Origin of the sequence: Lonsdalea britannica (assembly GCF_946477055.1) — a bacterium.
Lineage (GTDB): Bacteria > Pseudomonadota > Gammaproteobacteria > Enterobacterales > Enterobacteriaceae > Lonsdalea > Lonsdalea britannica_A.
In genome coordinates, this window is record NZ_CAMKXG010000020.1 from 1 (window position 1) to 23,666 (window position 23,666).

Genomic DNA, 23,666 nt, shown 5'->3' on the forward strand with positions numbered 1-23,666 from the left:
ACAATGCGGCCTTCGGGCGTGAAGACGTACATTTCGTCTGGAAACAAATCCGACTTCACGCTTTCGATAAATTCAAATGAACTGCCAGCGCTTTGCTGCAGCTCCATCAGGCTTTGCATCCAGCGGCGCGCACGGACCTGTGCGGTCGTGCTGCTTTCGCCTTCTTTATAGGCCCAGTGTGCGGCCACACCCATCTCAGCCATCTGATCCATATCTTCCGTACGGATCTGTACTTCAACGGGGACGCCGTGCGGCCCGATTAAAGAGGTATGCAAAGATTGATAGCCGTTGGCTTTTGGGATGGCGATATAGTCTTTAACGCGACCGGGGCGCGGTTTGTACAGGCCGTGAACCTGGCCCAGCACACGGTAGCAGGTATCCAAATCACGGACGATCACCCGAAAAGCGTAGATATCCATAATGGAATGAAAACGCTGTTCTTTCAGGTGCATCTTGCAATAAATGGAGTAGAGGTGTTTTTCCCGGCCGCCGACGCGACAGGGGATACCGGCTTCCAGCAAACGCCCTTCGATTTCCGAGAGGATCTTCTGAATCATCTCTTTACGGTTGCCGCGCGCGGCTTTCACCACTTCTTTAATGACGCGGTAACGGTTCGGATAGAGCGCTTCAAACCCCAGCTCTTCCAGTTCGGTTTTCAGGTGGTGAATACCGAGCCGATGAGCCAGCGGGCTGTAGATTTCCAGCGTTTCCCGGGCGATGCGACGGCGTTTATCCGGCCTTAGCGCCCCCAGCGTCCGCATATTGTGGGTACGGTCGGCTAGCTTGATCAGGATGACGCGGATGTCTTGCACCATCGCCATGATCATTTTGCGAAAGTTTTCTGCCTGCGCTTCTTTCTTGTCGCGAAATTTCAGCTTATCCAGCTTGGAAACACCTTCCACCAGCTCGGCAACGCTTTTGCCGAACAGCTGTTCCATATCCTGGTAGGTGGCGGGCGTATCTTCGATCACGTCATGCAGTAGCGCGGCCATGAGCGTTTCATAGTCGAGACGCATCTCAGCCAGAATGCAGGCTACAGCTACTGGATGGGTGATGTAGGGCTCGCCGCTGGAGCGAGTCTGTCCCTCGTGAGCATCACGTGCGACAAGGTAAGCCTGCCGGAGACGTTTTATCTGGTCTTCGGGCAGGTAATTCTGAATCAGCAGATTAAGGCTTTCAAACAGATACAAGGGCGACTCGTGGTGTTATTAGCGGCGACCTTCAGCAATTGCGGTGACCGCCTGAATTTCTGCGGCTTCCTGCTCCTGCTGCTCCTGACGTTCACGGGCGTCCAGAATCTGCGAAGTGATCAGACCTTCTTCGATCTCACGCAGTGCGATAACCGTGTACTTGTCGTTTTCTTCAGGAACCAGAGCATCTTTGCCCCCAACCTGGATCTGACGGGCGCGACGGGCAGCGACCAACACCAGGTCAAAACGGTTACCAATTTTTTCTACAGCGTCTTGAACAGTTACGCGTGCCATAATGAGGTACTCCACAGGGAAATAAAAAAAGACTGGGCATGATACTGAATGTGCCGTCAGTCTGCCAATAGTTTGGTGATTAAACCGTCATGCCGCACTTTCTGGCGGGATAAACGCAGACGTTCAGCGCGAATGATGGTTTTCAAGTCCTGCAGCGCCAAGTCAAAGTCATCGTTAACGAGAAGATAATCGTATTCAGCATAGTGGCTCATTTCGGCAATCGCCTGTGCCATACGTCGATTAATCACTTCTTCGCTGTCCTGACCACGACCGCGCAGGCGGCGTTCAAGCTCTTCTTTGGAAGGCGGCAGGATGAAAATACTGCGTGCGGAGGGCATCCGCTCGCGAATCTGCTTGGCGCCCTGCCAGTCTATGTCCAAGAATACATCCACGCCGGTAGACAGCACTTGCTCAATGGCAGTACGAGATGTTCCGTAATAGTTACCGAAAACCTCGGCATATTCCAGAAACTCGTCGTTCCCAATCATGCTTTTAAACTCATCAACCGGCACAAAATAGTAGTGCTCGCCGTGAGTCTCTCCCGGCCGCTTATCGCGGGTTGTATGAGAGATGGAAACCTGTGTGTCATACAGCGGCTGCGTTTTCAACAGCGCAGTAATCAAACTGGATTTTCCGGCACCGCTCGGTGCGGAAACAATATATAACGTGCCTTGAGCCATAGTGAATGTATCTGATTCAGTTGTTAGAATTGATGCAGCAGAACGCGCAGTTCCACGCATTATACATGTCGCGCCGCCGTCAGTCGCGCAGCGTAAGTATTGAACCCGCCTTGTTTGACAAATTGACTTATTTTTTTGCCGTCATCAAATCCCTTAGGTTTTCCTTGCGAAGCGCACCGCCATTTTTTATCTCCTTGCTGTAAATGCTCTGATTGTCTGCGAAACGGCTCGCAACTGTACGTCTATGCCCTCGTTTGGGGCTCGGACTCTGTGCTTTACTGCCGTTGCGTTGAACGGAGGCTGGGGGATGTATGCGATATGGATATTGGCTGGGTGCCGCGGCGGTACTGTTGACGGAGCTGGCTTCGGCTGCCGATGTTTGTCCTGAGTGGGCGCCTCAGCGGGCGCGAGAGGAAATTCAGCGACTGGGGCAGCAGTTGACGCTGTGGGATAAAGCATATCATGAAGAGGGCCACAGCCCGGTTCCCGATGATACGTACGACCAGATGCGGACGATGTTGGCAAGCTGGCAGCGCTGTTTTCCATCGCAGGACATGGGGTTTGAGGTGCGCTTATCCCGTCAGGGTAAAACGCTGCATCCTGTGGCGCACACCGGCCTCAGAAAACTTTCCGACGAGGGCGAGCTACGGCAATGGATAGCGGCCCGGCGTCATCTTTGGGTCCAACCTAAGGTCGATGGTGTGGCGGTGACGCTGGTTTATAAGCAGGGCCGCCTGATCTCTGCCGTCAGTCGAGGCAATGGGCGGCAGGGAGAAGATTGGACGGAGAAAGTTCGGCAAATTACGGCGGTCCCTCAGCAAATCATGCGGGGCAACCACATCGAGATACCGGAGCGTGTGGTCCTGCAGGGCGAGCTTTTTCTTCCTGTGGAAAATCATCGTCAGAATCAGCTCGGTGGCCTCAATGCCCGGGCGCTGGTCGCAGGTGAAATGCGGCGCAAACAGCTATCACCTCGACTGGGACAGATGGGGATTTTTATCTGGGCATGGCCCGACGGCCCGCGCAGTATGGCACAGCGGTTGACGGCGCTGCGGGAAATGGGGTTTGCGCTGGCGGAGCGCTATTCCAAGCCTATCACTTCGTTGGCTGAGGCTCGCCGCTGGCGTGAGCACTGGTATCAGTCGCCACTGCCTTTCGTTACCGATGGCGTGGTGATCCGTCAGGACACGGAACCCGAGGGGCGCCACTGGCAGCCAGGAGGTTCTGAGTGGGCGATTGCCTGGAAGTATCCTCCGATTCATCGCATCGCGGAGGTCACGGGAATTGAATTTCCGGTGGGTCGAACCGGTAAAATAGGGGCTGTTTTGATGCTGAAAACGGTGACGCTGGATGATAAGCGGGTCAGCCGAGTGAACGTTGGGTCTGTAGCACGCTGGCGGCAATGGGATGTTGTGCCGGGAGATCGCGTGACGGTGAGTCTCGCAGGGCGGGGGATTCCCCGGCTCGATGCCGTAGTGTGGCGTAGCGTGGAGCGTTCGACGGTGAATGCGCCAGACGCCGCACAGTTCGACGCCTTTTCCTGTTTCCGGTGGAGCAGAGACTGCCAGCCGCAATTTCTGGCTCGTCTGGTCTGGCTCAGCAGCGATGAGGGATTGGCGATCCGGGGATTACGCGAAGGTATGTGGAAACGGTTGATGCAGGGTGAGCCGTTGAAGGATTTGGTTGCCTGGCTTGCTATGGACCGCCGCCAGATTAGCGCTGCGGCCTCTGTCAGTGAAGCGCGTGCGGCGGAGTTACATCAACAACTCCAGTCAACGCGCCAGCTGCCGCTCTCACGTTGGCTTCTGGCCTTTGGAATACCGTTGCCGGAGTCAGCGCAGGGCGTATTGGAAGGACAATCTTTTTCTCAGCTTCAGCAGCGTAGCCTCGAAGAGTGGCAGCAGTCTCCCGGCGTGGGTCGTCAGCGTGCGCACAAGGTCAGTCAGTTTTTACATCATCCAGAGGTGCAATCGATGATGCGACAACTTGAGTCTTACGGTATTAAATAGCGAAGAAGTTTATTTCTTCAGAAAGAGTTAAAGGGCCGTCATGAAAAAGCAAGTGAGATAACCAATAAATAATTTTATTAAAAGGGAATGCTGCTGATGAAAACGTAGGGGATTATTTTTATGGCCTCTAAATAAGATCGCAGCGCTTTTATTCACACATGAAAATTAGTGAATTAGACCATTATCCTTACAGAATAGATTAATTGACCTAATCATTTCATGAATGCCTCTGTCAATTAAGCGGTCAGATACGGCAATCTGTGGGGCGAGGATTGGGTTGCATAGCATTTATTACCGCATCTTGCTCAAAGATAATGAACTCCGAGGGGGGCTACGGTGTCTGTTTACAGACGTGAGCCTCTGGAGCAGATTATAAGAATGAAAGTGTCGATGTCATTTTCCCAACCCAAAGTTTCCTGGATATTAGCTTTTTATATAGGCTTATTCCTGAATTTATCCGTTTATTACCGCCGTTTTGATTCGCTGGCTATTTTCGACCTGAAACATGCCACGCATTTTCTTTCTGCCGTGGCTGAGCTGCTGGCTTGCATTCTGTTTACTTTTTTCCTGATGAGGCTTATTTCTCTGGGGGGAAAAAAATGCTTTCGTATTCTGGCCTCGTTACTGACATTAATTTCAGTGGCCGCCAGCTATTACATGACCTTTTTTAATGTGGTTATCGGCTACGGCATCATCGCTTCAGTCATGACAACAGACATCGATCTCTCTCGCGAGGTGATTGGCGTCAATTTCGTACTTTGGATGATACTTGTCAGCGTGCCGCCGCTGGCGATCATCTGGACAAGTCGTCTACATCAAACGTTGTTAGAACAGTTGAAAACACCGGGAATGCGTCTGCGAGCGGCGCTGGGTTTGGCGGTTATCGTCGCGCTAGTCTGGCTGCCTATGGATTATATGGGCAAGGTCAACGCTGACGCGGAGAAGGCGTCCAATCAGGATCTCCCCAGCTATGGCGGCGTAGTGGCTCACTCCTATCTGCCGTCGAACTGGTTGTCTGCCTTGGGACTGTTCGCTTATGCCCATTACGATGAAAATCAGGACGCATCTTCCCTGTTTGATCCGAGTACTCATTTTAGCTATCAGGCGCCCAACGATATTAATGACACCTACGTCGTATTTATCATTGGCGAGACGACGCGGTGGGATCATCTGGGGCTGTTAGGTTATTCGCGGGATACGACGCCTCAGCTGGATAAAGAAAAAAACCTACTGGCGTTTCGCGGCCGCTCTTGCGACACCGCCACCAAGCTCTCCATGCGCTGCATGTTCGTGCGTGAAGGCGGGACCGAAGATAATCCCCAGCGGACGCTGAAAGAGCACAATATTTTTTCTGTGATGAAAGGATTGGGATTCACCTCGGAGCTGTTCGCCATGCAAAGCGAGGTGTGGTTCTACAACAATATCCGGGCAGATAATTACTCCATCCGCGAGATGATCGCCTCTGAGAAACGCAACGATGGAAAATCCGTGGATGACATGCTGTTGGTGGATGAGATGAAGGCGTCATTGGCGCGTTATACCAAAGGTAAACATCTGATCGTCCTGCATACCAAAGGGTCGCACTACCAGTATTCGATGCGTTACCCGCGCAGCTTCGCCCGCTATCAGCCGGAATGTATGAGCGTGGACGCCTCTTGTACCCGAGAGCAGCTTATCAACTCTTTCGACAACAGCATTCTCTACACGGATGCGTTTATTGAGCAGGTCATCGATCAGATGAGAGATAAGAAAGCGTTGGTGTTCTATTCTTCTGACCACGGCGAATCAATCGATGAGAACTCACACCTGCATGGAACGCCACGTCATGTGGCGCCACCGGAGCAGTTTCGTTCGCCGATAATGATGTGGGCATCTGACAAGTTCCTGGCTGAGCCAGAACATCAGCAGGCTTTCGCTAATTTGAAGGCCAGAAAGGAGGCCGGTGAAATCCTGCGCCATGAGGAGATCTTCGATTCTGTGTTGGGATGTCTGGGTTATACCTCCCCAGATGGCGGCATCAATCAGAGCAACAACTGGTGTTCGAAACCGGTTCATTGATTAAAATCAATAAGATGCAGGTTCCGCTTTTTCCCGGAAATTGCGTCGCACACTTTGTCGCCAACTCCAAGGCCGTTTGTTAAAAAGGGATTGACGCGTTATCAGGGGCGCAGTAATATGCGCCCCGCATTCGGTGAGTGGCGCAGCCTGGTAGCGCACTTCGTTCGGGACGAAGGGGTCGGAGGTTCGAATCCTCTCTCACCGACCAAATTCAAAGAAGACAATACCCGGTTGTCTTCATCAAGAAACCCGCTAACGACAGCGGGTTTTTTTGTTTTTGTCTCCTTCTGGCACAGGTGGTTCTCTATCTCCCGTTGCCGTCGCCATTCATTCCTATGCAGCACCGGCCCGCGCTTCGGGTGCCAATAGGCAATGCCAGTTATTTCTGCCATGATGCTAGCCGTTTTTTCTCATTGAATATGTCCGACTTTTTATGAGCCAGATAAAAGACACGCTGGAAAACCGGCAAACCGGAATTTATTTTTTGAGCATGGTCGCGGCGGCGGTCATTGCTGCGTTCTGGCCGACGGTGTCGGGCGTGGTGGTGGTGCTCAACCCGGCGTTGGCATTCATGTTGTTCGTCACCTTTTTGTCGCTGCCGCTGGGGAAGATGCTTTATGCCTTTCGCCATGTGCGCTTCCTGCTGGCTCTGTTTATCGCCAATTTTGTCGCCATTCCTGCGTTAGTGGCGTTGTTGTTAATGCTATTCCCGTTGCCGCCAGTGGTGGCCTATGGGGTCGCGATGGTGTTGCTATGTCCCTGCATCGATTACGTGGTGACGTTTTGTCAGCAGGGTCAGGCGGACTCCCGTCTGTTGCTTGCCGCAACGCCGCTATTGCTGCTTTTGCAGATGTTGCTGTTGCCGCTGTATTTGGGCCTGTTGTTCGATACGGCGCAGAGCATCAGCATCGCGCCTTTCCTGCATGCTTTTATCACCATGATTGCCATTCCGCTGCTGTTGGCATGGATCTTCCAACGCTGGAGTCAGGCGTCCTCCGCGGGGCGGGTTATGACGCATTGGCTTGGATGTCTTCCCGTACCGGCGACGGCGCTAGTGTTGGCGGTGATTACGGCGTTTGTCGTACCGCAGCTAACGCAGTCGCGCGCGACTGCGCTGGCGGTGTTGCCCGTTTATGTCTTGTTCTCGGTTCTTGCGCCGCTGGTGGGCTGGGGCGTGGGGCGGCTCTTGACGTTGAATGCGGCGGCGGGAAGGGGCGTGGTGTTCAGCGCCGCGACGCGCAATTCACTGGTCATTTTGCCATTGGCGCTGGCGGTTCCCGGCGCGTTACCGCTGATGCCGGTCGTGGTGGTTACGCAGACGTTGGTCGAACTGATCGCCGAATTGATTTACGTTCGTTGGGCGCCGCGCCTGCGCTTTCACGCAGGCAAATGAACCGTTACTTCCCTAAAGCCTGAGCGCAAGCCCAGGCTGAGCTCCAGGCCCACTGGAAGTTGTAACCGCCGAGCCAACCTGTGACGTCCACGACTTCGCCGATGAAGTACAGCCCCGGCACCTTGCTGGCTTCCAGCGTTTTTGACGAAAGCTCGTGGGTGTCGACGCCACCCAGCGTCACTTCTGCCGTACGGTAGCCTTCGGTACCATTGGGCTGGACTTGCCACTGCTGTAGCGTGCTTTCTACCTGTGTTTGCTGCGGTTTTTGCAACTGCTTGAGCGTCACATCCGGCAACTGCCCCAGCGCCTGAAGACACTCCACCAGCCGTTTGGGTAACCACTGCGCCAGCGTATTTTTCAGACTCTGATTGGGGTGAGCGAGGCGTTCCGCATCAAGCAATGCGGTCAGATCGTGGTCGGGCAGTAGATTGATGGTGACGAATTCGCCCGGCTGCCAGTAGCTGGAAAGCTGAAGTACTGCGGGACCAGACAGTCCGCGGTGGGTGAACAGGATATTCTCACGGAAGGTCACGCCGTTTTCCGCTTCGATGAGAGACGGGACTGAGACGCCGGACAGCGTTTGCAACTGTTCTAGCAACGGTTTGTGCAGCGTAAAGGGCACCAGCGCCGCACGGGTAGGCAGCACGTTGATGGAGAACTGCTGCGCAAGCTGATAACCGAAGGGCGTGGCGCCGAGTCCGGGCATCGACAGGCCGCCGGTCGCGATCACCAGCTCCGGGCTCTGAATCGCACCGTTGTTCAAGCGGATCGTAAACACATCGCGCTTTTCCACTTCCAGCACTTCACTGCGCAATCGCAGCGTGACCTGACCCTGCTCACACTCTTTCAGCAGCATATCGGTGATTTGCTGAGCGGAGTCATCGCAAAACAATTGCCCGAGGGTTTTTTCGTGATAGGCGATACCGTGGCGATTAACCAGATCGATAAAGTCCCACTGGGTGTAGCGCGCCAGAGCGGACTTGCAGAAATGCGGGTTTTGAGACAGGTAAGCGCCTGGCTCTGCATACAGGTTGGTGAAGTTGCAGCGCCCGCCCCCGGACATCAAAATTTTGCGGCCCGGTTTTTTACCATTGTCCACGAGCAGCACCCGCAGGCCTTTCTGTCCCGCCTGCGCCGCGCAGAAAAGTCCTGCCGCGCCTGCGCCAATTACGACTACATCATAATGTTCCACGTGCTTTGCTCCCCGCAATTCGTCAGGTTTCGGCCTGCGGCCGAATTGCCGTTCAGGGCGGCAGATTGTAGTGCTCGTCCTGTGATCTGACCAGTGTTACAAATTGCAGAATTTCGTAATAAGGTCCAATTATCTGATTTTTATTGAATAAATTATTAGCTGAAGGATGATTGGGTTAAAATAAGTCAAAATAATGTCAGATTTTCCTTTTCCCAAGCCCCGCTTGTCGCCGATAATGCGCCGCGTTGATGACCACTATATGGCCTAACGCTTATGCTACATTTATTTGCCGGGATTGATTTCCACACCGGTCTGATGTTGATTTTGGCTTTGCTGTTTGTATTGTTTTACGAAGCTATTAACGGCTTTCACGATACTGCCAATGCTGTTGCCACCGTTATTTATACTCGTGCCATGCGCGCCCAGCTCGCTGTGGTGATGGCGGGAATATTTAACTTCCTTGGGGTACTTCTGGGCGGATTGAGCGTTGCTTACGCCATCGTCCACCTGCTGCCTACCGATCTGCTGCTGAATGTCAGCTCTGCTCACGGCCTGGCTATGGTCTTTTCCATGCTGCTGGCTGCGATCATCTGGAACCTGGGGACCTGGTACTTCGGGTTGCCGGCGTCCAGCTCCCATACCCTGATCGGCTCTATTATCGGTATCGGTTTGACCAATGCTCTGCTGACGAATACGTCGGTCGTGGATGCGCTCAATATTCCGAAGATGGTCAGCATTTTCCTGTCGCTGATTCTGTCGCCGATTGTGGGCATGATCATCGCTGGGATGATGGTGTTCCTGCTGCGTCGCTACTGGAGCAACACCAAGAAAAGAAAACGGGTTCACCTCACGCCAGCCGAACGTGAGAAACAGGATGGCAAGCGCAAACCGCCGTTCTGGACGCGTACTGCCTTGATCCTGTCCGCCGTCGGCGTCAGTTTCTCTCACGGCGCCAATGATGGCCAGAAAGGCATCGGCCTGATTATGCTGGTGCTAATTGGCGTCGCGCCCGCAGGTTTTGTGCTGAACATGAATGCGTCGGGTTATGACATTAGCCGAACCCGTGATGCGGTCGTTAATCTGCAGGGGTACTACCTTGCGCATGGCGAAGCGCTGAAACATGTTATCGACCTGTCTTCACCGTTGATCCCGGCGCCGGAAAAAACCATTCCTGTCGAGGGTAAACCGGATTTCCATTGTGATAGCTCACGCGTGATGCTGGCGATCGATCACTCTTTAGGATTGCTGAACAATCTGAAAGACTACAGCGAGTTGTCTAGCGACGACCGTGGTCAGGTTCGCCGTCTGCTGATGTGTATTTCCGATACCATGGACCGCATCATCAAGCTGCCGGAAACGAACACCGAAGACAAACGCCTGCTGACCAATCTGCGTACCGATTTGCTGCATACCGTTGAGTATGCGCCGCTGTGGATTATCGTCGCTGTGGCATTGGCTCTGTCTCTGGGAACCATGGTGGGATGGAAACGTGTTGCCGTTACGATCGGTGAGAAGATTGGTAAGAAAGGGATGACCTACGCTCAGGGCGTCTCGGCTCAGGTCACGGCCGCGCTCTCGATTGGGGTCGCCAGCTATACCGGAATGCCGGTGTCCACTACGCATGTACTCTCCTCCGCAGTGGCGGGGACGATGATCGTAGATGGTGGCGGTGTCCAGAGTAAGACGGTGAAAAGCATCCTGCTGGCTTGGATCTTTACGCTGCCGGTCTCGCTGGTACTGTCCGGCGTGCTGTATTGGTTGACGCTGAAGCTGATCTAAAGCTGAACGACAGCAATACGTACGATAAAAAGGCGACCTCAGGTCGCCTTTTTATATGGGTGGCATTCCAGGAAATATCGACCGCGATGCCCCTCAAACGCTTGCGAATCTTTAGTGCCAAACGAGTAGGGCGATAAGGCTCACGACGACCAGTCCGCACAACGCGGATGTGAGCAGGAACTGCCCGCGAACGCGTTCACAGCGACGGATGAATTCGGGGTCGTGGTGGTCGAGATAGCGTTGGCTGTAGATGTAGCGAACAAGCCTCAGCTGCTTGCTGGGCTGGCCGTGAGCGGTGAAGAAACCGCGTCCATCCACGTACTGATATAGCAGCGGATCGCAGTCTCGCAATACCAGCAGCAGCACTCGCAAAGAAGAGTAATAACGCGCCATATTGATGACGCAGATGATGCATAAAGCCCAGAAAAGCGCAAACGTGCTGATTACCATGCTCCCCTCCCGCTTAGCTATCCGGCAGGTGTTCGTACGTCACGAATCTCCGTTGTTCACACCTGTGAATAGTCATCCCAAATATCATGTATGCGATGTTTCCGAGCGGCCTGATCGTTGCGTATCAAGGCGCGGTCTGCGGATATTCTCTACTGCTGGCGGTCTTCTTCTTCTCCACGCGGAGTCAACGATGCGGGATTATTTTCATTGTAGAAGACCGTTTCATTTTTTTACTATAACGCCGTTAATGTCTCTTAGACATGCTAATGTGATGAAAAATTGGCAGGATCCCCCCGTTATCCCAGCCAGTCCTGTTAGCCTTATCGCGTGCGATCTTTAACTATACTTATGCGTTCACGTGATTTTTCGTCGGCGATGCCGCTTATCAGCGTACACTGACGTTAACTTCAGGATAGGGAGGCGTGGTGATGGGTTCCGTGACTACAGCTAACCGCCACTCTACGGCGTTGTGATCTGCTGAACATCTCCGCCTTGATGGCGAGTGTTATGATGCAGATCGCCAGTAAGTATCAGTTTGGCAGGAGAAATATCTGCCGACCCATTCATTAGTCTTTATGGAAGGAGCTTATTATGGCTTATAAACACATTCTTATTGCCGTCGACCTGTCGCCGGAAAGCAAAATGCTGGTCGAGAAGGCTGTCTCAATGGCCAAGCCGTATAATGCCAAGGTTTCCCTGATTCATGTCGATGTTAACTATTCCGATCTCTACACCGGACTGATTGATGTCAACCTCGGCGACATGCAGCAGCGTATCTCTGAAGAAACGCAAAATGCCTTGAAAGACCTGTCGCAGAACGCGGGATATCCTATTGCGGAGACGCTAAGCGGGAGCGGCGATCTGGGCCAGGTACTGCTGGATGCCATCCACAAGTATGACGTCGATTTGGTGATGTGCGGACACCATCAGGACTTCTGGAGCAAGCTGATGTCCTCTGCTCGTCAGCTGATCAATACCATCCATGTCGATATGCTGATTGTTCCGCTGCAGGATGACGAAGAAGTTTAACGTGCTATCACCCGCTGCTTCAGGATTAGAGCGGCGGGTGTGCTGACCGGCTATGGTGACGTGCCCGCGAGAGGTTTCTGGCTAAAGCGGTGTTTTTCTCTCTGGTGACTTTCTTTTCTGCTATTCCTTTTTCTGCCGGCGTCTGCCCTAACGTTCTTGCGAGAGACGGCACCGCTTCATCATTCACTCCCTCATGACTTATCGACTGACAGATCACGGAGACGGGTTCTCTTAGGCACAGATTGGATGCTTTTCCCGGTTCTATTGCAGATAGCCGATGAAACTTGTGTCTTATTTAAGTGTGCTGAAAATACCGTTGAGCGATATTCAGTGGCTCAAAGTAAATTCGTGAGAGAGATATCGATGACATTCCTGGTTTATCCACGGGGTTATCTTCAAAATAAAAGCGTGTTCATACGCGAACACAGAAAATAAAAAAGTGAAGGAAGCGTCCCGTTATTTTAATTCGCGGTTGTGTCGATTGAGCGGGTTTATTTTCGTTCTCGTCGTGGCATAACATGATCAATGTCACACTTTTAAACAGCAACCCATCGTGATTTCGCACCCGTCCCAGGAAACCCTGTCCTTGTTCTATATTCACTGGCATCGCTGCATAAAGGCGCGTTAGCATACGAATTATTATTCCGACACCGGTACGAATTATGACAATCAAACTTATTGCGATCGACATGGACGGCACGCTGCTTAATCCACAAAACGTCGTATCTCCGGCGGTAAAAGAGGCGATTGCCGCCGCACGGGACAAAGGGGTTCATGTCGTTCTCGCGACCGGAAGGCCTTATATTGGCGTGAAGCGCTATCTGGAAGAGTTGGATTTATATCAGGACGATCACTTCTGCATCACCAACAACGGTGCGCTGGTTCAGAAAGCCGCTAGTGCGGAGTGCGTTGCTGAGACGACGCTGAGTTTTGATGACTATCTCTTTTTTGAAAAGCTGGCGCGGGATCTGAACGTTCATTTCCACGCGTTGGATTTTAACTCTGTCTATACCGCCAATAAGGATATCAGCGCTTATACGGTGCATGAGTCTTTTCTCACTAAAATGCCTTTGCGGTATCGGTCCGTGGAAGAGATGGATCGTAGGTTGCGTTTCCCCAAACTGATGATGATAGACGAACCGGCGCTGTTGGATGAGGTCATCAAAAAGATTCCGTCCGACGTTTTCGAACGCTATACCATTATGAAAAGCGCTGATTTCTATCTGGAAATTTTGGATAAGCGCGTGAACAAGGGCAAGGGCGTCAAGATGCTGGCGGAACACCTGAATCTTGAGCGCGATGAGGTGATGGCGCTGGGCGACCAGGAAAATGATTTGGCGATGTTGGACTACGCGGGACTTGGCGTGGCAATGGGTAATGCGATCGAGAAGGTGAAAGCAGCCAGCCAGTTCGTCACCAAAACCAATCAGGAAGATGGTGTGGCTTATGCCATTGAGAAGTTTGTCTTAAAGGGATAATGACCAGACGAGTATCTCATTCACTCCCCGGTATATCCGGCTGAGACGGATATACCGGGGAAGACCCGCTTCAGGGCTATTTGTAGAAGTTTGCTGTGCCGTGCAGTACCTGATCACCAGTGGTTTTGGTGATGGTGTAAGACGTAGCGCCGACTTCATCGGCTTTGGCTGAGAATTTTTGCTGAAGGGTGCTTAAGTCTCTGCCGGTATCAGAGGCTTCGCCGATTTTTTCCATATTTTGAGCCTGTTCCACGCTGATATATTTGGCCGCATACGAGCCAAAAGAAAGGGTGGAAAGTACAGCGGCTGCAACGATAATTTTAACGTTTTTCATGGTCTTATACCTTCTATATCGATAACGAAAAGAAATGGCGTGCCTTCCTTTACCAAAAACGCTCGCCTTGCTGGTACGACAGATAAACTGTAATCAGTTGCGACTATCTTCCTCCTGTTTTAACGAGAAAAAAGTCAGGCAGTGTAAATAACGAGTTGTTTTATCTATTTAATTTTTTATTTTCCGCATAGATTTTTATTATAGGTTAATAATCGATACACCTTGTGGATTTTTATGATGAATGAAGAATTTCAATTAACGTCGGGCTCCATTTCCCATCAGCTGACCAACGTCAATATTTGGACATGCGACGGTCAATGGGTGCTGTATGACGTCAGACCAACGGGGTCTTCATTCACCGGTCAGCGGGTAGAGCGGGTGAACATTCATACCCGGCAGACAGAAGTCGTCTATGAGGCCAGAGAAGGCGCGTGTGTCGGCGTGATCACCGGCAGTCCCGTGTTGCCTCAACGCTATGTCTTTATCCACGGTCCGGAACTTCCCGATGACGACTGGCACTACGATTTCCACCATCGCCGCGGCGTTATCGTTGCTGACGATAAACGTTGTCAGGCAGTCACGCTGGATGCGTTATCAATCACTTCTCCCTACATTGCCGGCGCGCTGCGCGGCGGGACGCATGTCCACGTTTTCAGCCCAGATGGAACGCGTTTGAGCTTTACCTATAACGATCACGTACTGCATGAGCGGGATCCCGCTCTCGATCTGCGCAACGTCGGTGTGGGCGTACCGTTGCGGCCTGTGATCGTGCCGAAATATCATCCGCGAGAATATGACGGCAGCCATTACTGTGTTCTTGTCAGCCGCACTACGCCTCACCCACGTCCGGGCAGTGACGAGATTAACCGCGCCTATGAGGAGGGCTGGATCGGGGAAAAAGGGTATCTCCGACCGGACGGCAGCCGCCAGCGATGGGCATTGGCATTTATCGGCGATACCGTCTCGGCGACGGGGCAACGAGTGCCGGAGGTGTTCATCGTCGACCTGCCGGAAGCGCTGGAAGCCTATGCGCAGCCTGGTTCTGAACCCCTTGCCGGGACCCCCGGCACGCTACCATCGCCTCCGACGGGCGTCCGTCAGCGGCGTCTGACATTCAGCGCCGACAGACGTTACCCCGGCGTGGTGAATCAGCCGCGTCATTGGTTAAGAGCCTCGCCGGATGGCGGCCAAATTGCGTTTTTGATGCAGGACGATGACGGTATTGTTCAACTGTGGACGGTATCGCCGAACGGCGGCGCACCTCGTCAGGTAACATATGGGGCTTACTCGATACAATCCGCCTTTACCTGGCATCCCAACGGGGAATATCTGGCTTTTGTCTGTGATAACAGCATCATGGTGTGTGATGTTTCGACGGGGCATGTATTCCGCCAGACGCGGCGTAGTGCGGTGCCGCCGTCAGGGGATGCCGTCGTTTTTTCTCCCAGCGGTGAGGACATTGCGTATCTGCGGGAGATAGAGGGCGTGAATCAGATTTTCAGGGTTAGTGTTCAACTTGACGATGTCGCTGATGGACGAGCATAGCCGTGCAAAAAGGCTGTCGCCCGAGGCCTCTCAGCGACTGTGGCGACTCAGTGTTGCGATTGACTGGCCATAGCGGGCGTAGCGAGAGTCGAGCTGAAAGGCGCATGTGCATCGCTGTCGCTGACTCTGTCATGCAAGGATTTCTCGGGTTTGTCATCGGAATGATAATAGTCGTAGGGCAGCAACAGCGTGTCTAGCGCGGCAGAGAAGGGAATATCAATCGCCACCAAGGGCATCATCGCCCAACTGGTGTGGTCGTCTTCCAGCATGTTGATACCCGCTCGGGTACCCGAGTAATAGCCTTGGTCGCCTCCTGTTCGGGTCATCACGCTGGAGCATCCGCTTAATGCGATGATGATGCCAGCGGCCAGAACGAAAGCAGATAAGACACTTTTCAATATGGTCATAACGTTATCCACAGGGAAACCGCTCCGCAATTCTCTTGAGCCTGCATACCCACAAATCGTTGTCGCGTTTGTGCTGTTGTCGAAGTGTGCCGATGATAGTAATGATTTAGGCAAAATGTGCTTTGTTCAGTGTAAGCGATAACTGTGTCATGCGTGAGATCCACTTTGGTTAATTTCCACGCTTCCCCGCAAAAAATTTTTCGACCCTCTTGAAAAAAAACGAGTGGCCGCCATATCGATTACAGAGCCGCAAAAAGAAGTATGCCGACAGGGTATTTCTTTCCGGCAAGGGGCCTGTCCTGATGGAAGGCCGTCGTGAGCACCTCGCTGAAGCTTAGGAGGCTATAATGCGTAACCCCGATTTTTCTCCCCTGTATCGTTCCGCTATCGGCTTCGATCGTCTGTTAAACCTGCTGGAAGCTGGCCAAAGCCAGGGTAACGGCGGTTATCCCCCTTATAACGTCGAGCTTGTCGACGAAAATCAGTACCGAATCGCTATTGCCGTTGCCGGTTTCGCTGAAGACGAACTGGATATCACCGCGCATGACAACATGCTGATCGTTAAAGGCGCACACGGCGGAGAGGCTGCACCGGCGCCTCGCAATTACCTCTATCAGGGGATCGCCGAACGTAATTTTGAGCGCAAATTCCAGCTGGCTGAGCACATTCAAATTAAAGGCGCTCACCTGGAAAACGGGCTGTTGTACATCGATCTGGAACGAGTGATCCCTGAGACGTTGAAACCGCGTCGTATCGAAATTAAGTAAGAAACCCGACGAACCGATGTCAGCACTGGCGAGAGATAACCCACGTCTCGCCCTGACATGCCGCGCCTGCCGACAGGGGGCGCGCCCGGAATGTGTGACACTCCGGATAAATTTCTCGCTTCAAAGAAGGAGTTATGACTATGCGTAACTATGATTTATCCCCGCTGCTGCGTCAGTGGATTGGCTTCGATAAATTGGCTAGCTCTATGGGCAGTCAGGAAACGGCTGAGTTTCCCCCTTATAACATCGAAAAACAGGACGATGATCGATACCGTATCACGTTGGCTCTGGCTGGCTTCCGGCAGCAGGATCTGGATATAGAAATCGAAGGGCCGCGTTTGACGATCAAAGGTTCGCCGGTCCCGGCGGACAAATCCGTGAAGTATGTCCATCAGGGGCTGGTGTTTAAACCCTTTACTCTGAGCTTCACGCTGGCCGAACACATTCGCGTGGCGGAGGCGAAGTTCGAACACGGGTTGTTGCATATCGACCTTGTCCGCGAAGTTCCTAAAGAGCTGCAGCCACAGCGTATCTCCATCGGCACGTCGCGCAACGAACCGCTGAACAAACCCTCAGAAGAGGTGATTGACGCTTAACCTCCGCGTCTGGAATCGTAGATGACCGCCCATTGCTCGCCGCCGTGGGCGGTTTTTTTTGCGTGTAGGTTTGCAGGGGGGCGATTGAGAAAAATGGGGCGGTGATGGCAAGGCGTGAGGTTTTTTGCGCAAAGATGTCTGATTTTATCTGTGCCGTAATGCATATTTTCTCTAACGGACTCTCTACTATTGGGTATTATTTCTGCGTATCAACGCAGAGATATTAAATTAACGTATAATCAATATTACAGGCTATGAAGTGTTTAATTGCTAGATAGATAAATATCACTTATTACGTTAATTTTATGTTCTATTGTTGTGAGAGTTTTGCTGGTCGTGAACTGACTGTTTTTATTTGTTAATACCCAAATTATTAAATCATAATTAAATTATTAAACACATTTAGTAATTAAAGTAAGGGGTTCGGCTACGCCATTTATAATACTATCTGGACCGTTGAACATTCATCGAATTTATAGGGCAAGAGGATCGCTGAAACGCTATTATTTTCTTGCCTTTTTTTACTGTCGTTGTACCCGTTGTATTTATTAATGGGGAAATAAAAGAGAATAACGACCCCCCACTCATGACAGGGTACACCCGGTAAAAACGTCTAGATTTCGTTTTAATATGAGTGGTGTATGTATGTCTGCGAATAATAGCAGGTTAGTTAAACTTCTGTTCATCCTCGGCATTGCCGTCGGATTATGGTTTGTTCCCGTCCCCGAGGGCGTCAGCCCCTCAGCCTGGCATTTGATGGCCATCTTCATTGCGACCGTCGTGGGTTTGATACTTTCTCCCTACCCGTTGGGAGCCATCGCGATATTCAGTATCACGGCGGTTGCCGCCATGGGACTGCTGAGTGTCAAGGATGTACTGGCTGGTTTCAGCGACCCGACCATCTGGATGATCGCCTGCGCCTTCTTCATCTCGCGCGGTTTTATCAAAACGGGCTTTGGCCGCCGTATTGGTTTGCTGTTTATCAGCAAGCTGGGTAACAGCAGTCTGGGTCTGGCCTACGGCCTGGTCTTCACCGATCTGCTGTTTGCTCCGGCGATGCCGTCCACCTCAGCGCGTTGCGGCGGTATCATCACCCCTCTGTTCCGTTCTATCGCTGAAGCCTACGGTTCGACGCCCGCTCAGGGAACGCAAAAACGTATCGGCGCGTTTCTGGTGCAAACCATCTTCCAGTGTAACTCGGTAACGTCCGCGATGTTTATGACGTCGATGGCCGGTAACCCGATGATCAGTAAACTGGCCGGACAGTTCGGTGTACACATCAGCTGGACGCAGTGGGCGATGGCGACATTGCTGCCGGGGATTGTTTCCCTGATTGTCATCCCGCTGGTGATGTACCGCTTCTATCCCCCCGAGCTGAAAAAAACGAGCGAAATGCGCGCCATGGCAGTCGAAAAACTGCGTGAAATGGGGTCAATGAGCCGCGATGAGTGGGTGGTGCTGGGCGTGTTCCTGGGGCTGGTCACCTTCTGGGTTCTGGGGTCTACGCTGCATATCGATGCCACTCTGACTGCGCTGGCTGGTTTGAGCGTACTGCTGCTGACTCGCGCTTTAACGTGGGACGACGTGGTTAGCGAGAAAGAAGCCTGGCACACCGTGGTATGGTTTGCGGTGCTGATCATGCTGGCGACGCAGTTGAATAAATTGGGCCTGATCGGCTGGCTGGGCAACATGGCGGGCGATTCCGTCAAAGGTATGCACTGGCTGCCTATGTTGGGTCTGCTGCTGTTGGTCTACTACTACAGTCATTACCTGATGGCGAGCGCAGTGGCGCACATCAGCGCCATGTATGCGATTTTCGTTTCCATCGCTATTGCTGCAGGTGCTCCTCCCATGCTGACGGTTCTGGCTTTTGCCGCCTTCAGTAACCTGTTCATGTCGACTACGCACTACTCCGGCGGTCCGGCGCCCATCTTGTTCGGCTGTGGCTACATGTCGCTGTCTACCTGGTGGAAAATCGGCTTCCTGACTGGGTTGGTCGTTATCCCCATCTGGCTGATTGTGGGTAGCTTCTGGTGGAAAGTGCTGGGCCTGTGGTAACAGGCAGCAAGCACCCGTCAGTGAAATAAACTACCGCCGCCGCTTTATAGCGGCGGTATGTTATATGAACTGCGCGAAATCAGCTTAAACGGTATAAGATAATGGGTTACGACATTCTTTCGGAGCGAGCCATGAGTAAGAAGAAGACTCCGCTGAAGCTGAGTACGTCCATCATCCTTATGGTGTCGGCGGTGATTGGTTCCGTACTGCTGGTGGTGTATGCCCTGCTGTTTTTCCGTATCAGTGAGTTGACGGAAACCCACCTCAGAGAGAAGGCTTTCGCCATCGCTCGCACCGTCGCCTATGCTCCCGTGGTAATCCACGAGTTAAGCAATCTCGGCAACCCGGAAGAAGTGCAGCGATTTTCGGAAGAAGTGAAATGGCGTAATCACTTGCTGTTCGTCATCGTGACCGACATGAAAGGGATTCGCCATTCGCATCCTGAGTCCGATCAGATTGGCCGCCATTTCATCGGTAACGACCTCTACCCGGCGCTGATGGGCCTTGAGAACTCAGCGGTGAACCGAGGAGTGCTGGAACCCGCGCTGCGAGTCTTTGTCCCGGTCTTCGATCAGAGCGGCAAACAGCTGGGCGTTGTCGCCGTGGGGATATCGTTGACCAGCGTGCAGTCGCTGATCAATGAAAACCGCTGGATTATTCCGTGGACTATTCTTTTTGGAGCACTGGTAGGTTTGTTGGGCACCTATTTTCTGGTGAAAGCCCTCAAACGAATCATGCTCGGTTTCGAACCCTTCGAGATTTCAAATTTGTTTGAGCAGCGTAACGCCATGCTTAAGCAGATTAAGGAAGGGGTCATCGCGGTCGATACTGATTTACGCGTGACGATTGTTAACGATGAAGCCCAGCGTTTGTTCAGCCAGCATTCTGCCAGCAATGAGCTCACTATTGGCAGTACGATCAGCCGCTGGCCGGCGCTGATGAGTCTCGAAAAAGCCGTCAAATCCGGCAAGCCACAGCGAGACGAAGAGATCAATTTTAACGGCAACCAGCTACTGACCAATACGGTGCCGGTTGTGGTGAACGGCGAAACGATAGGCGCTATCGCCACGCTGCGGGACAAAACCGAGATCAGCCAGTTGGTGCAGCGCTTGACCGGAATGTCGTATTACGCCGACGCCTTGCGCGCGCAGTCTCATGAGTTCATGAACAAACTGCACGTCATTCTGGGTATGCTGCATTTGAAATACTACCCGCAGTTGGAAGAGTACATTCTCAAAACGGCGAACCATTATCAGGCGGAAATTGGCGCCATTATCCGTAAGATAAAATCTCCTGTGATCGCCGGATTTTTGCTCGGCAAGATCAACCGGGCGCGGGATTTAGGTATCAATCTGTCAATTAGCGAAGACAGTCTGCTGCCGGATACCGATGATGTGGAAGCGACGAACGAACTGATTACGGTTCTGGGGAACCTGATCGAGAATGCCTTAGACGCGATGACAGGTCTGGAAAACCGCGAGATTCGCGTGACGTTCCATCATAAAAAAGGACATCTGCACTGTATGGTCAGTGACGATGGCCCCGGTATACCGCTGGATATTCAGCAAAAGATTTACCAGGAAGGATTCTCGACCAAAGGCAGTGGACGCGGCATTGGCTTGTATTTGACTAAACAAAGTCTGGAAAAAATTGGCGGCACCATCGATCTCGATTCCGAACCCGAGGTGTATACCCAGTTTTTCGTGAATATTCCTTATAAAGCAAGGCAGATTGACCATGATTAATGTACTGATCGTTGACGACGATGCCATGGTGGCTGAGTTGAATAAGTGTTACCTGAATCAGGTTTCCGGATTCAACTGTTACGCTACTGTCTCCACGTTGCAGCAGGCCAGAAATCTGCTGATGCAGCCAGGTTGTGAAATCGATCTGGTGCTGCTGGATATTTACATGCAGCAGGATAACGGACTGGACTTATTGCCGGCTATCCGCGAATTCAGCGAGCACACTGACGTGATCATTATCTCGTCAGCCAGCGACGTCTACACCATCAAAAAAGCGCTGCACTACGGTGTGGTGGACTACTTGATCAAACCTTTCCAGTTTGCTCGTTTCGAGCAGGCCTTAACCGCTTACCGCGAAGAAGCAAACCTGCTCAAACACCGTGAATTCGTGGCGCAAACGGACATCGATAACTTGATCCGACGCACTAGCGGGAATCCTGTCGCCGAGCGTAAAAAGCTGCCTAAAGGGCTGACCAGTCTGACACTGCGCACCGTATGCGAGTGGATTGAAGGGAATCAGGGCGCAGAGTTCTCCACCGAGATGCTGGCCAATGCCATTGGCATCTCGCGCGTTTCCTGCCGTAAGTACCTCATCTATTTGGCGGACACCAGCATTCTCGCCACCAATATCCTGTACGGTTCGACGGGGCGTCCGGTGTATCTCTATCGTCTGTTGCCTGAAAAGCAGGATGCATTGCGCCAATACTGCGAATAAATCGTTATAACGCGGCAGCGCATGTCCTCTGGACGACTCATCAGTCGTCGTTCAGCCTGAACGGAACCGCGGCTCAACGAACAAAATGAAAATCCGCCACCTTAATGCGTTGGCGGATTTTTTTTGCCTTGTGTGTGACTCCGACTATAGCGATGGCGTGTATGGACGATGATGCAAAAAAAACCACCTGTCAGCGCAGGTGGTTTTTCTGTGAGCCGATGCCGACTAGACAAACAATCTCAGCAGCAGCGTTGCGCCGATAACGGTAGACGCTCCGCCAATACGCGTTGCGATTTGTGCGAACGGCATCAGTGACATGCGGTTAGAGGCGGAAAGGATGGCGACGTCGCCGGTGCCGCCAAGACCGCTGTGACAGGTGGTGACGATGGAAGACTCAATGGGATACATATTGAGATACGGTGCGACAAAGAAGCTGACCAGCGCCATGGAGATAACCACGGAACCACACACCAGGACATAGCCGACAGAGAAGACGGCGACAACGCTTTCCAGTGGGACATAAAGCATGCCGAGTCCAATCATCAGCGGCCATACCAGAGAGCTGGAGACAAATTTGTAAAAGCTGCTGGCGCCGGTTTCCATGCTGGAAGGAATGACGCGAGCGTATTTACAGATGACGGCGATCAGGATCATCAGAACGGGGCCGGGGATGTGTACGATTGTCTCCGCCAGACCACCGACGATAAAGAAAGCACAAATCAGCAGCAGTCCGCCGCCCATGAGTGTGAAGTCCACCGGTTTCGGTGTTTCTGTCACGTTGAAGATCTCATTGTCTTTATCGCTGCGGATCAGTCGGCCTTGGCCGTTAAGATCTTTGCGCGCCGTCCCCAGTTTGGCCAGCATGCCTGCGCAGATGATCGCGAAAATGTTGCCGACGACAGCGGCCGGGGCCAGTTGGGCCACATAGACGTCAGGAGACTGGCCCAGAATGGCGGAATATGCCAGGGAAAGCGGCAGAATACCTTCTCCGATACCGCCACCAATGATGGGAACGATGATGAAGAAGAAGGTGTGGTAGAGAGTATAACCGCACAGCTTTCCGACCAGCAGGCCGGTTGACACCGCCGTGACCGTACCGATCACCAGCGGAACGAACATTCGTACCATGCCCTGAATCAGAATGATGCGGTTCATGCCAAGAATACTGCCCACGACCAGACTGGCGATGACGAAATAGAGGAAGTTGGCCTCTTTCATCAGCAGGGTCACGGTATCCAGCGTAGTGTCATTAAAGAATTGGTAATAGACCAATACCGACGGCACGATCAGGCACAAAATTGCGGGGCCACCTATCTCTTTTAACACCGGAATATTGCGGCCGATGTGCGCGAGTAAAAAACCCATAGACATGATAACGGCGAAACCACCGATCATATTTCTGGGTAAAACACCGGTATAGGCGGCGACAAAAACAATGGCGGAAATGACAATAAAGAGAACTAAAGGGACGGAGCCAATCGTGGTTTTATTTAAACTACTCATAAAGCCAGGAGGCGGTGTGTTCACGAGGGTATCCTCACGGAGGATATCAGCATCAATTTTTTTCATTATATTCACCTTGTTGTGGTGGTAGGGCATACAAAGAACAATGGATAAATGTAAGATGTTAAATAATAAGTAGTTATTTTATTTTTTAGTCACACGCGTAATGTGAATGGGTATGGCATTTCGGATACTGGCATTGAATATCAGGCAATCTAGCATGGCTTATTGTTAAAAATAATAGCCATTCATTGAGTGCGTGATGTAATTGTGAACCAAACGGCACTTCCATTTTAAATAATTTAATTCTTAGTTTTGTAATTAAAATTAACTCAAGAGGGGAGGGGAAGTTATTTAATCGGGGAAGAGGTCTTTTATCCTAATATAATCGCGTGATAAAAATAACCAATGACGGATAAATAATAAAGCTGTCTCTTATACACA

The 23,666-nt window shown here is 52.0% G+C and carries 20 protein-coding genes and 1 tRNA gene; 13 read left to right on the forward strand and 8 right to left on the reverse strand.

What is annotated here, in order from left to right; translation table 11 throughout:
* The 3 genes from Q7O77_RS02955 to gmk form a co-directional block, all read right to left on the reverse strand.
* Positions 1–1,190 (reverse strand): RelA/SpoT family protein (locus tag Q7O77_RS02955; RefSeq protein WP_304163423.1); only part of this gene is annotated, 1,190 nt, incomplete at its 3' end.
* 18 nt (positions 1,191–1,208) lie between these two features.
* Positions 1,209–1,484, reverse strand: a complete 276-nt coding sequence (gene rpoZ / locus Q7O77_RS02960; protein ID WP_026740808.1) for a DNA-directed RNA polymerase subunit omega — start codon at positions 1,482–1,484, stop codon at positions 1,209–1,211.
* Between the two features lie 56 nt (positions 1,485–1,540).
* Positions 1,541–2,164: a guanylate kinase gene (gene gmk / locus Q7O77_RS02965; RefSeq protein WP_085652518.1), complete on the reverse strand. Its 624-nt coding sequence runs from the start codon at positions 2,162–2,164 to the stop codon at positions 1,541–1,543.
* Between the two features lie 311 nt (positions 2,165–2,475).
* Here gmk and ligB point away from each other — a divergent pair, with 311 nt between their 5' ends.
* The 4 genes from ligB to Q7O77_RS02985 all read left to right on the forward strand — a co-directional run bounded on the left by ligB (position 2,476) and on the right by Q7O77_RS02985 (position 7,624).
* Positions 2,476–4,173 carry an NAD-dependent DNA ligase LigB gene (ligB, locus tag Q7O77_RS02970; RefSeq protein WP_304163430.1) on the forward strand — a complete coding sequence of 566 codons (1,698 nt, stop codon included), beginning with the start codon at positions 2,476–2,478 and terminating at the stop codon, positions 4,171–4,173.
* Between the two features lie 378 nt (positions 4,174–4,551).
* Positions 4,552–6,231 carry a kdo(2)-lipid A phosphoethanolamine 7''-transferase gene (gene eptB / locus Q7O77_RS02975; RefSeq protein ID WP_304163453.1) on the forward strand — a complete coding sequence of 560 codons (1,680 nt, stop codon included), beginning with the start codon at positions 4,552–4,554 and terminating at the stop codon, positions 6,229–6,231.
* Between the two features lie 131 nt (positions 6,232–6,362).
* Positions 6,363–6,439: transfer RNA gene (locus tag Q7O77_RS02980), tRNA-Pro, on the forward strand.
* 225 nt (positions 6,440–6,664) lie between these two features.
* Entirely contained in the window at positions 6,665–7,624 is a 960-nt protein-coding gene (locus tag Q7O77_RS02985; protein ID WP_304163432.1) for an arsenic resistance protein, read from the forward strand.
* Between the two features lie 4 nt (positions 7,625–7,628).
* On the opposite strand, the gene Q7O77_RS02990 is transcribed toward Q7O77_RS02985, so the two are convergent.
* The gene (locus Q7O77_RS02990) at positions 7,629–8,816 is read right to left on the reverse strand and encodes an NAD(P)/FAD-dependent oxidoreductase (protein ID WP_304163434.1); all 1,188 of its coding nucleotides are present in this window, start codon (positions 8,814–8,816) and stop codon (positions 7,629–7,631) included.
* A 273-nt stretch (positions 8,817–9,089) separates the two neighbouring features.
* Here Q7O77_RS02990 and pitA point away from each other — a divergent pair, with 273 nt between their 5' ends.
* On the forward strand, positions 9,090–10,595 hold the full coding sequence (pitA, locus tag Q7O77_RS02995) for an inorganic phosphate transporter PitA (RefSeq protein WP_304163436.1): 1,506 nt from the start codon (positions 9,090–9,092) through the stop codon (positions 10,593–10,595).
* A 111-nt stretch (positions 10,596–10,706) separates the two neighbouring features.
* On the opposite strand, the gene uspB is transcribed toward pitA, so the two are convergent.
* The gene (gene uspB / locus Q7O77_RS03000) at positions 10,707–11,045 is read right to left on the reverse strand and encodes a universal stress protein UspB (RefSeq protein ID WP_026743665.1); all 339 of its coding nucleotides are present in this window, start codon (positions 11,043–11,045) and stop codon (positions 10,707–10,709) included.
* A 591-nt stretch (positions 11,046–11,636) separates the two neighbouring features.
* Between uspB and uspA the strand changes: the two genes are divergently transcribed.
* Both uspA and yidA read left to right on the forward strand, forming a co-directional pair.
* Positions 11,637–12,074, forward strand: coding sequence for a universal stress protein UspA (gene uspA, locus Q7O77_RS03005; RefSeq protein WP_085652512.1), 438 nt, complete (start codon positions 11,637–11,639; stop codon positions 12,072–12,074).
* Positions 12,075–12,736: 662 nt separating this feature from the next.
* Complete coding sequence (gene yidA, locus Q7O77_RS03010) at positions 12,737–13,552, forward strand: sugar-phosphatase (protein ID WP_304163439.1); 816 nt, start codon at positions 12,737–12,739, stop codon at positions 13,550–13,552.
* Between the two features lie 76 nt (positions 13,553–13,628).
* Here yidA and Q7O77_RS03015 read toward each other — a convergent pair whose 3' ends face one another.
* On the reverse strand, positions 13,629–13,886 hold the full coding sequence (locus Q7O77_RS03015) for a YdgH/BhsA/McbA-like domain containing protein (protein WP_304163441.1): 258 nt from the start codon (positions 13,884–13,886) through the stop codon (positions 13,629–13,631).
* A gap of 237 nt (positions 13,887–14,123) precedes the next feature.
* Here Q7O77_RS03015 and Q7O77_RS03020 point away from each other — a divergent pair, with 237 nt between their 5' ends.
* Positions 14,124–15,431: a DUF3748 domain-containing protein gene (locus Q7O77_RS03020; protein ID WP_304163455.1), complete on the forward strand. Its 1,308-nt coding sequence runs from the start codon at positions 14,124–14,126 to the stop codon at positions 15,429–15,431.
* 47 nt (positions 15,432–15,478) lie between these two features.
* On the opposite strand, the gene Q7O77_RS03025 is transcribed toward Q7O77_RS03020, so the two are convergent.
* Positions 15,479–15,838 (reverse strand): YceK/YidQ family lipoprotein, encoded by a 360-nt coding sequence (locus Q7O77_RS03025; protein ID WP_304163443.1) that lies wholly within the window; start codon positions 15,836–15,838, stop codon positions 15,479–15,481.
* Between the two features lie 347 nt (positions 15,839–16,185).
* On the opposite strand from Q7O77_RS03025, the gene ibpA reads away from it, so the two are divergent.
* The 5 genes from ibpA (at position 16,186) to dcuR (ending at position 21,719) form a co-directional block, all read left to right on the forward strand.
* Positions 16,186–16,605 (forward strand): small heat shock chaperone IbpA, encoded by a 420-nt coding sequence (gene ibpA, locus Q7O77_RS03030; RefSeq protein WP_026743660.1) that lies wholly within the window; start codon positions 16,186–16,188, stop codon positions 16,603–16,605.
* A 140-nt stretch (positions 16,606–16,745) separates the two neighbouring features.
* Positions 16,746–17,201, forward strand: coding sequence for a small heat shock chaperone IbpB (gene ibpB, locus Q7O77_RS03035; protein WP_094118820.1), 456 nt, complete (start codon positions 16,746–16,748; stop codon positions 17,199–17,201).
* Positions 17,202–17,846: 645 nt separating this feature from the next.
* The gene (locus Q7O77_RS03040) at positions 17,847–19,259 is read left to right on the forward strand and encodes an anion permease (protein WP_026743658.1); all 1,413 of its coding nucleotides are present in this window, start codon (positions 17,847–17,849) and stop codon (positions 19,257–19,259) included.
* A gap of 131 nt (positions 19,260–19,390) precedes the next feature.
* Positions 19,391–21,004, forward strand: coding sequence for a sensor histidine kinase (locus Q7O77_RS03045; RefSeq protein ID WP_304163447.1), 1,614 nt, complete (start codon positions 19,391–19,393; stop codon positions 21,002–21,004).
* Positions 20,997–21,719 (forward strand): two-component system response regulator DcuR, encoded by a 723-nt coding sequence (gene dcuR / locus Q7O77_RS03050; RefSeq protein WP_304163449.1) that lies wholly within the window; start codon positions 20,997–20,999, stop codon positions 21,717–21,719. The genes Q7O77_RS03045 and dcuR overlap by 8 nt, the downstream gene beginning before the upstream one ends.
* 225 nt (positions 21,720–21,944) lie before the next feature.
* Here the strand turns inward: dcuR and Q7O77_RS03055 are convergent, their stop codons facing one another.
* Complete coding sequence (locus Q7O77_RS03055; RefSeq protein ID WP_304163451.1) at positions 21,945–23,288, reverse strand: 2-hydroxycarboxylate transporter family protein; 1,344 nt, start codon at positions 23,286–23,288, stop codon at positions 21,945–21,947.
* Positions 23,289–23,666: the final 378 nt, after the last annotated feature.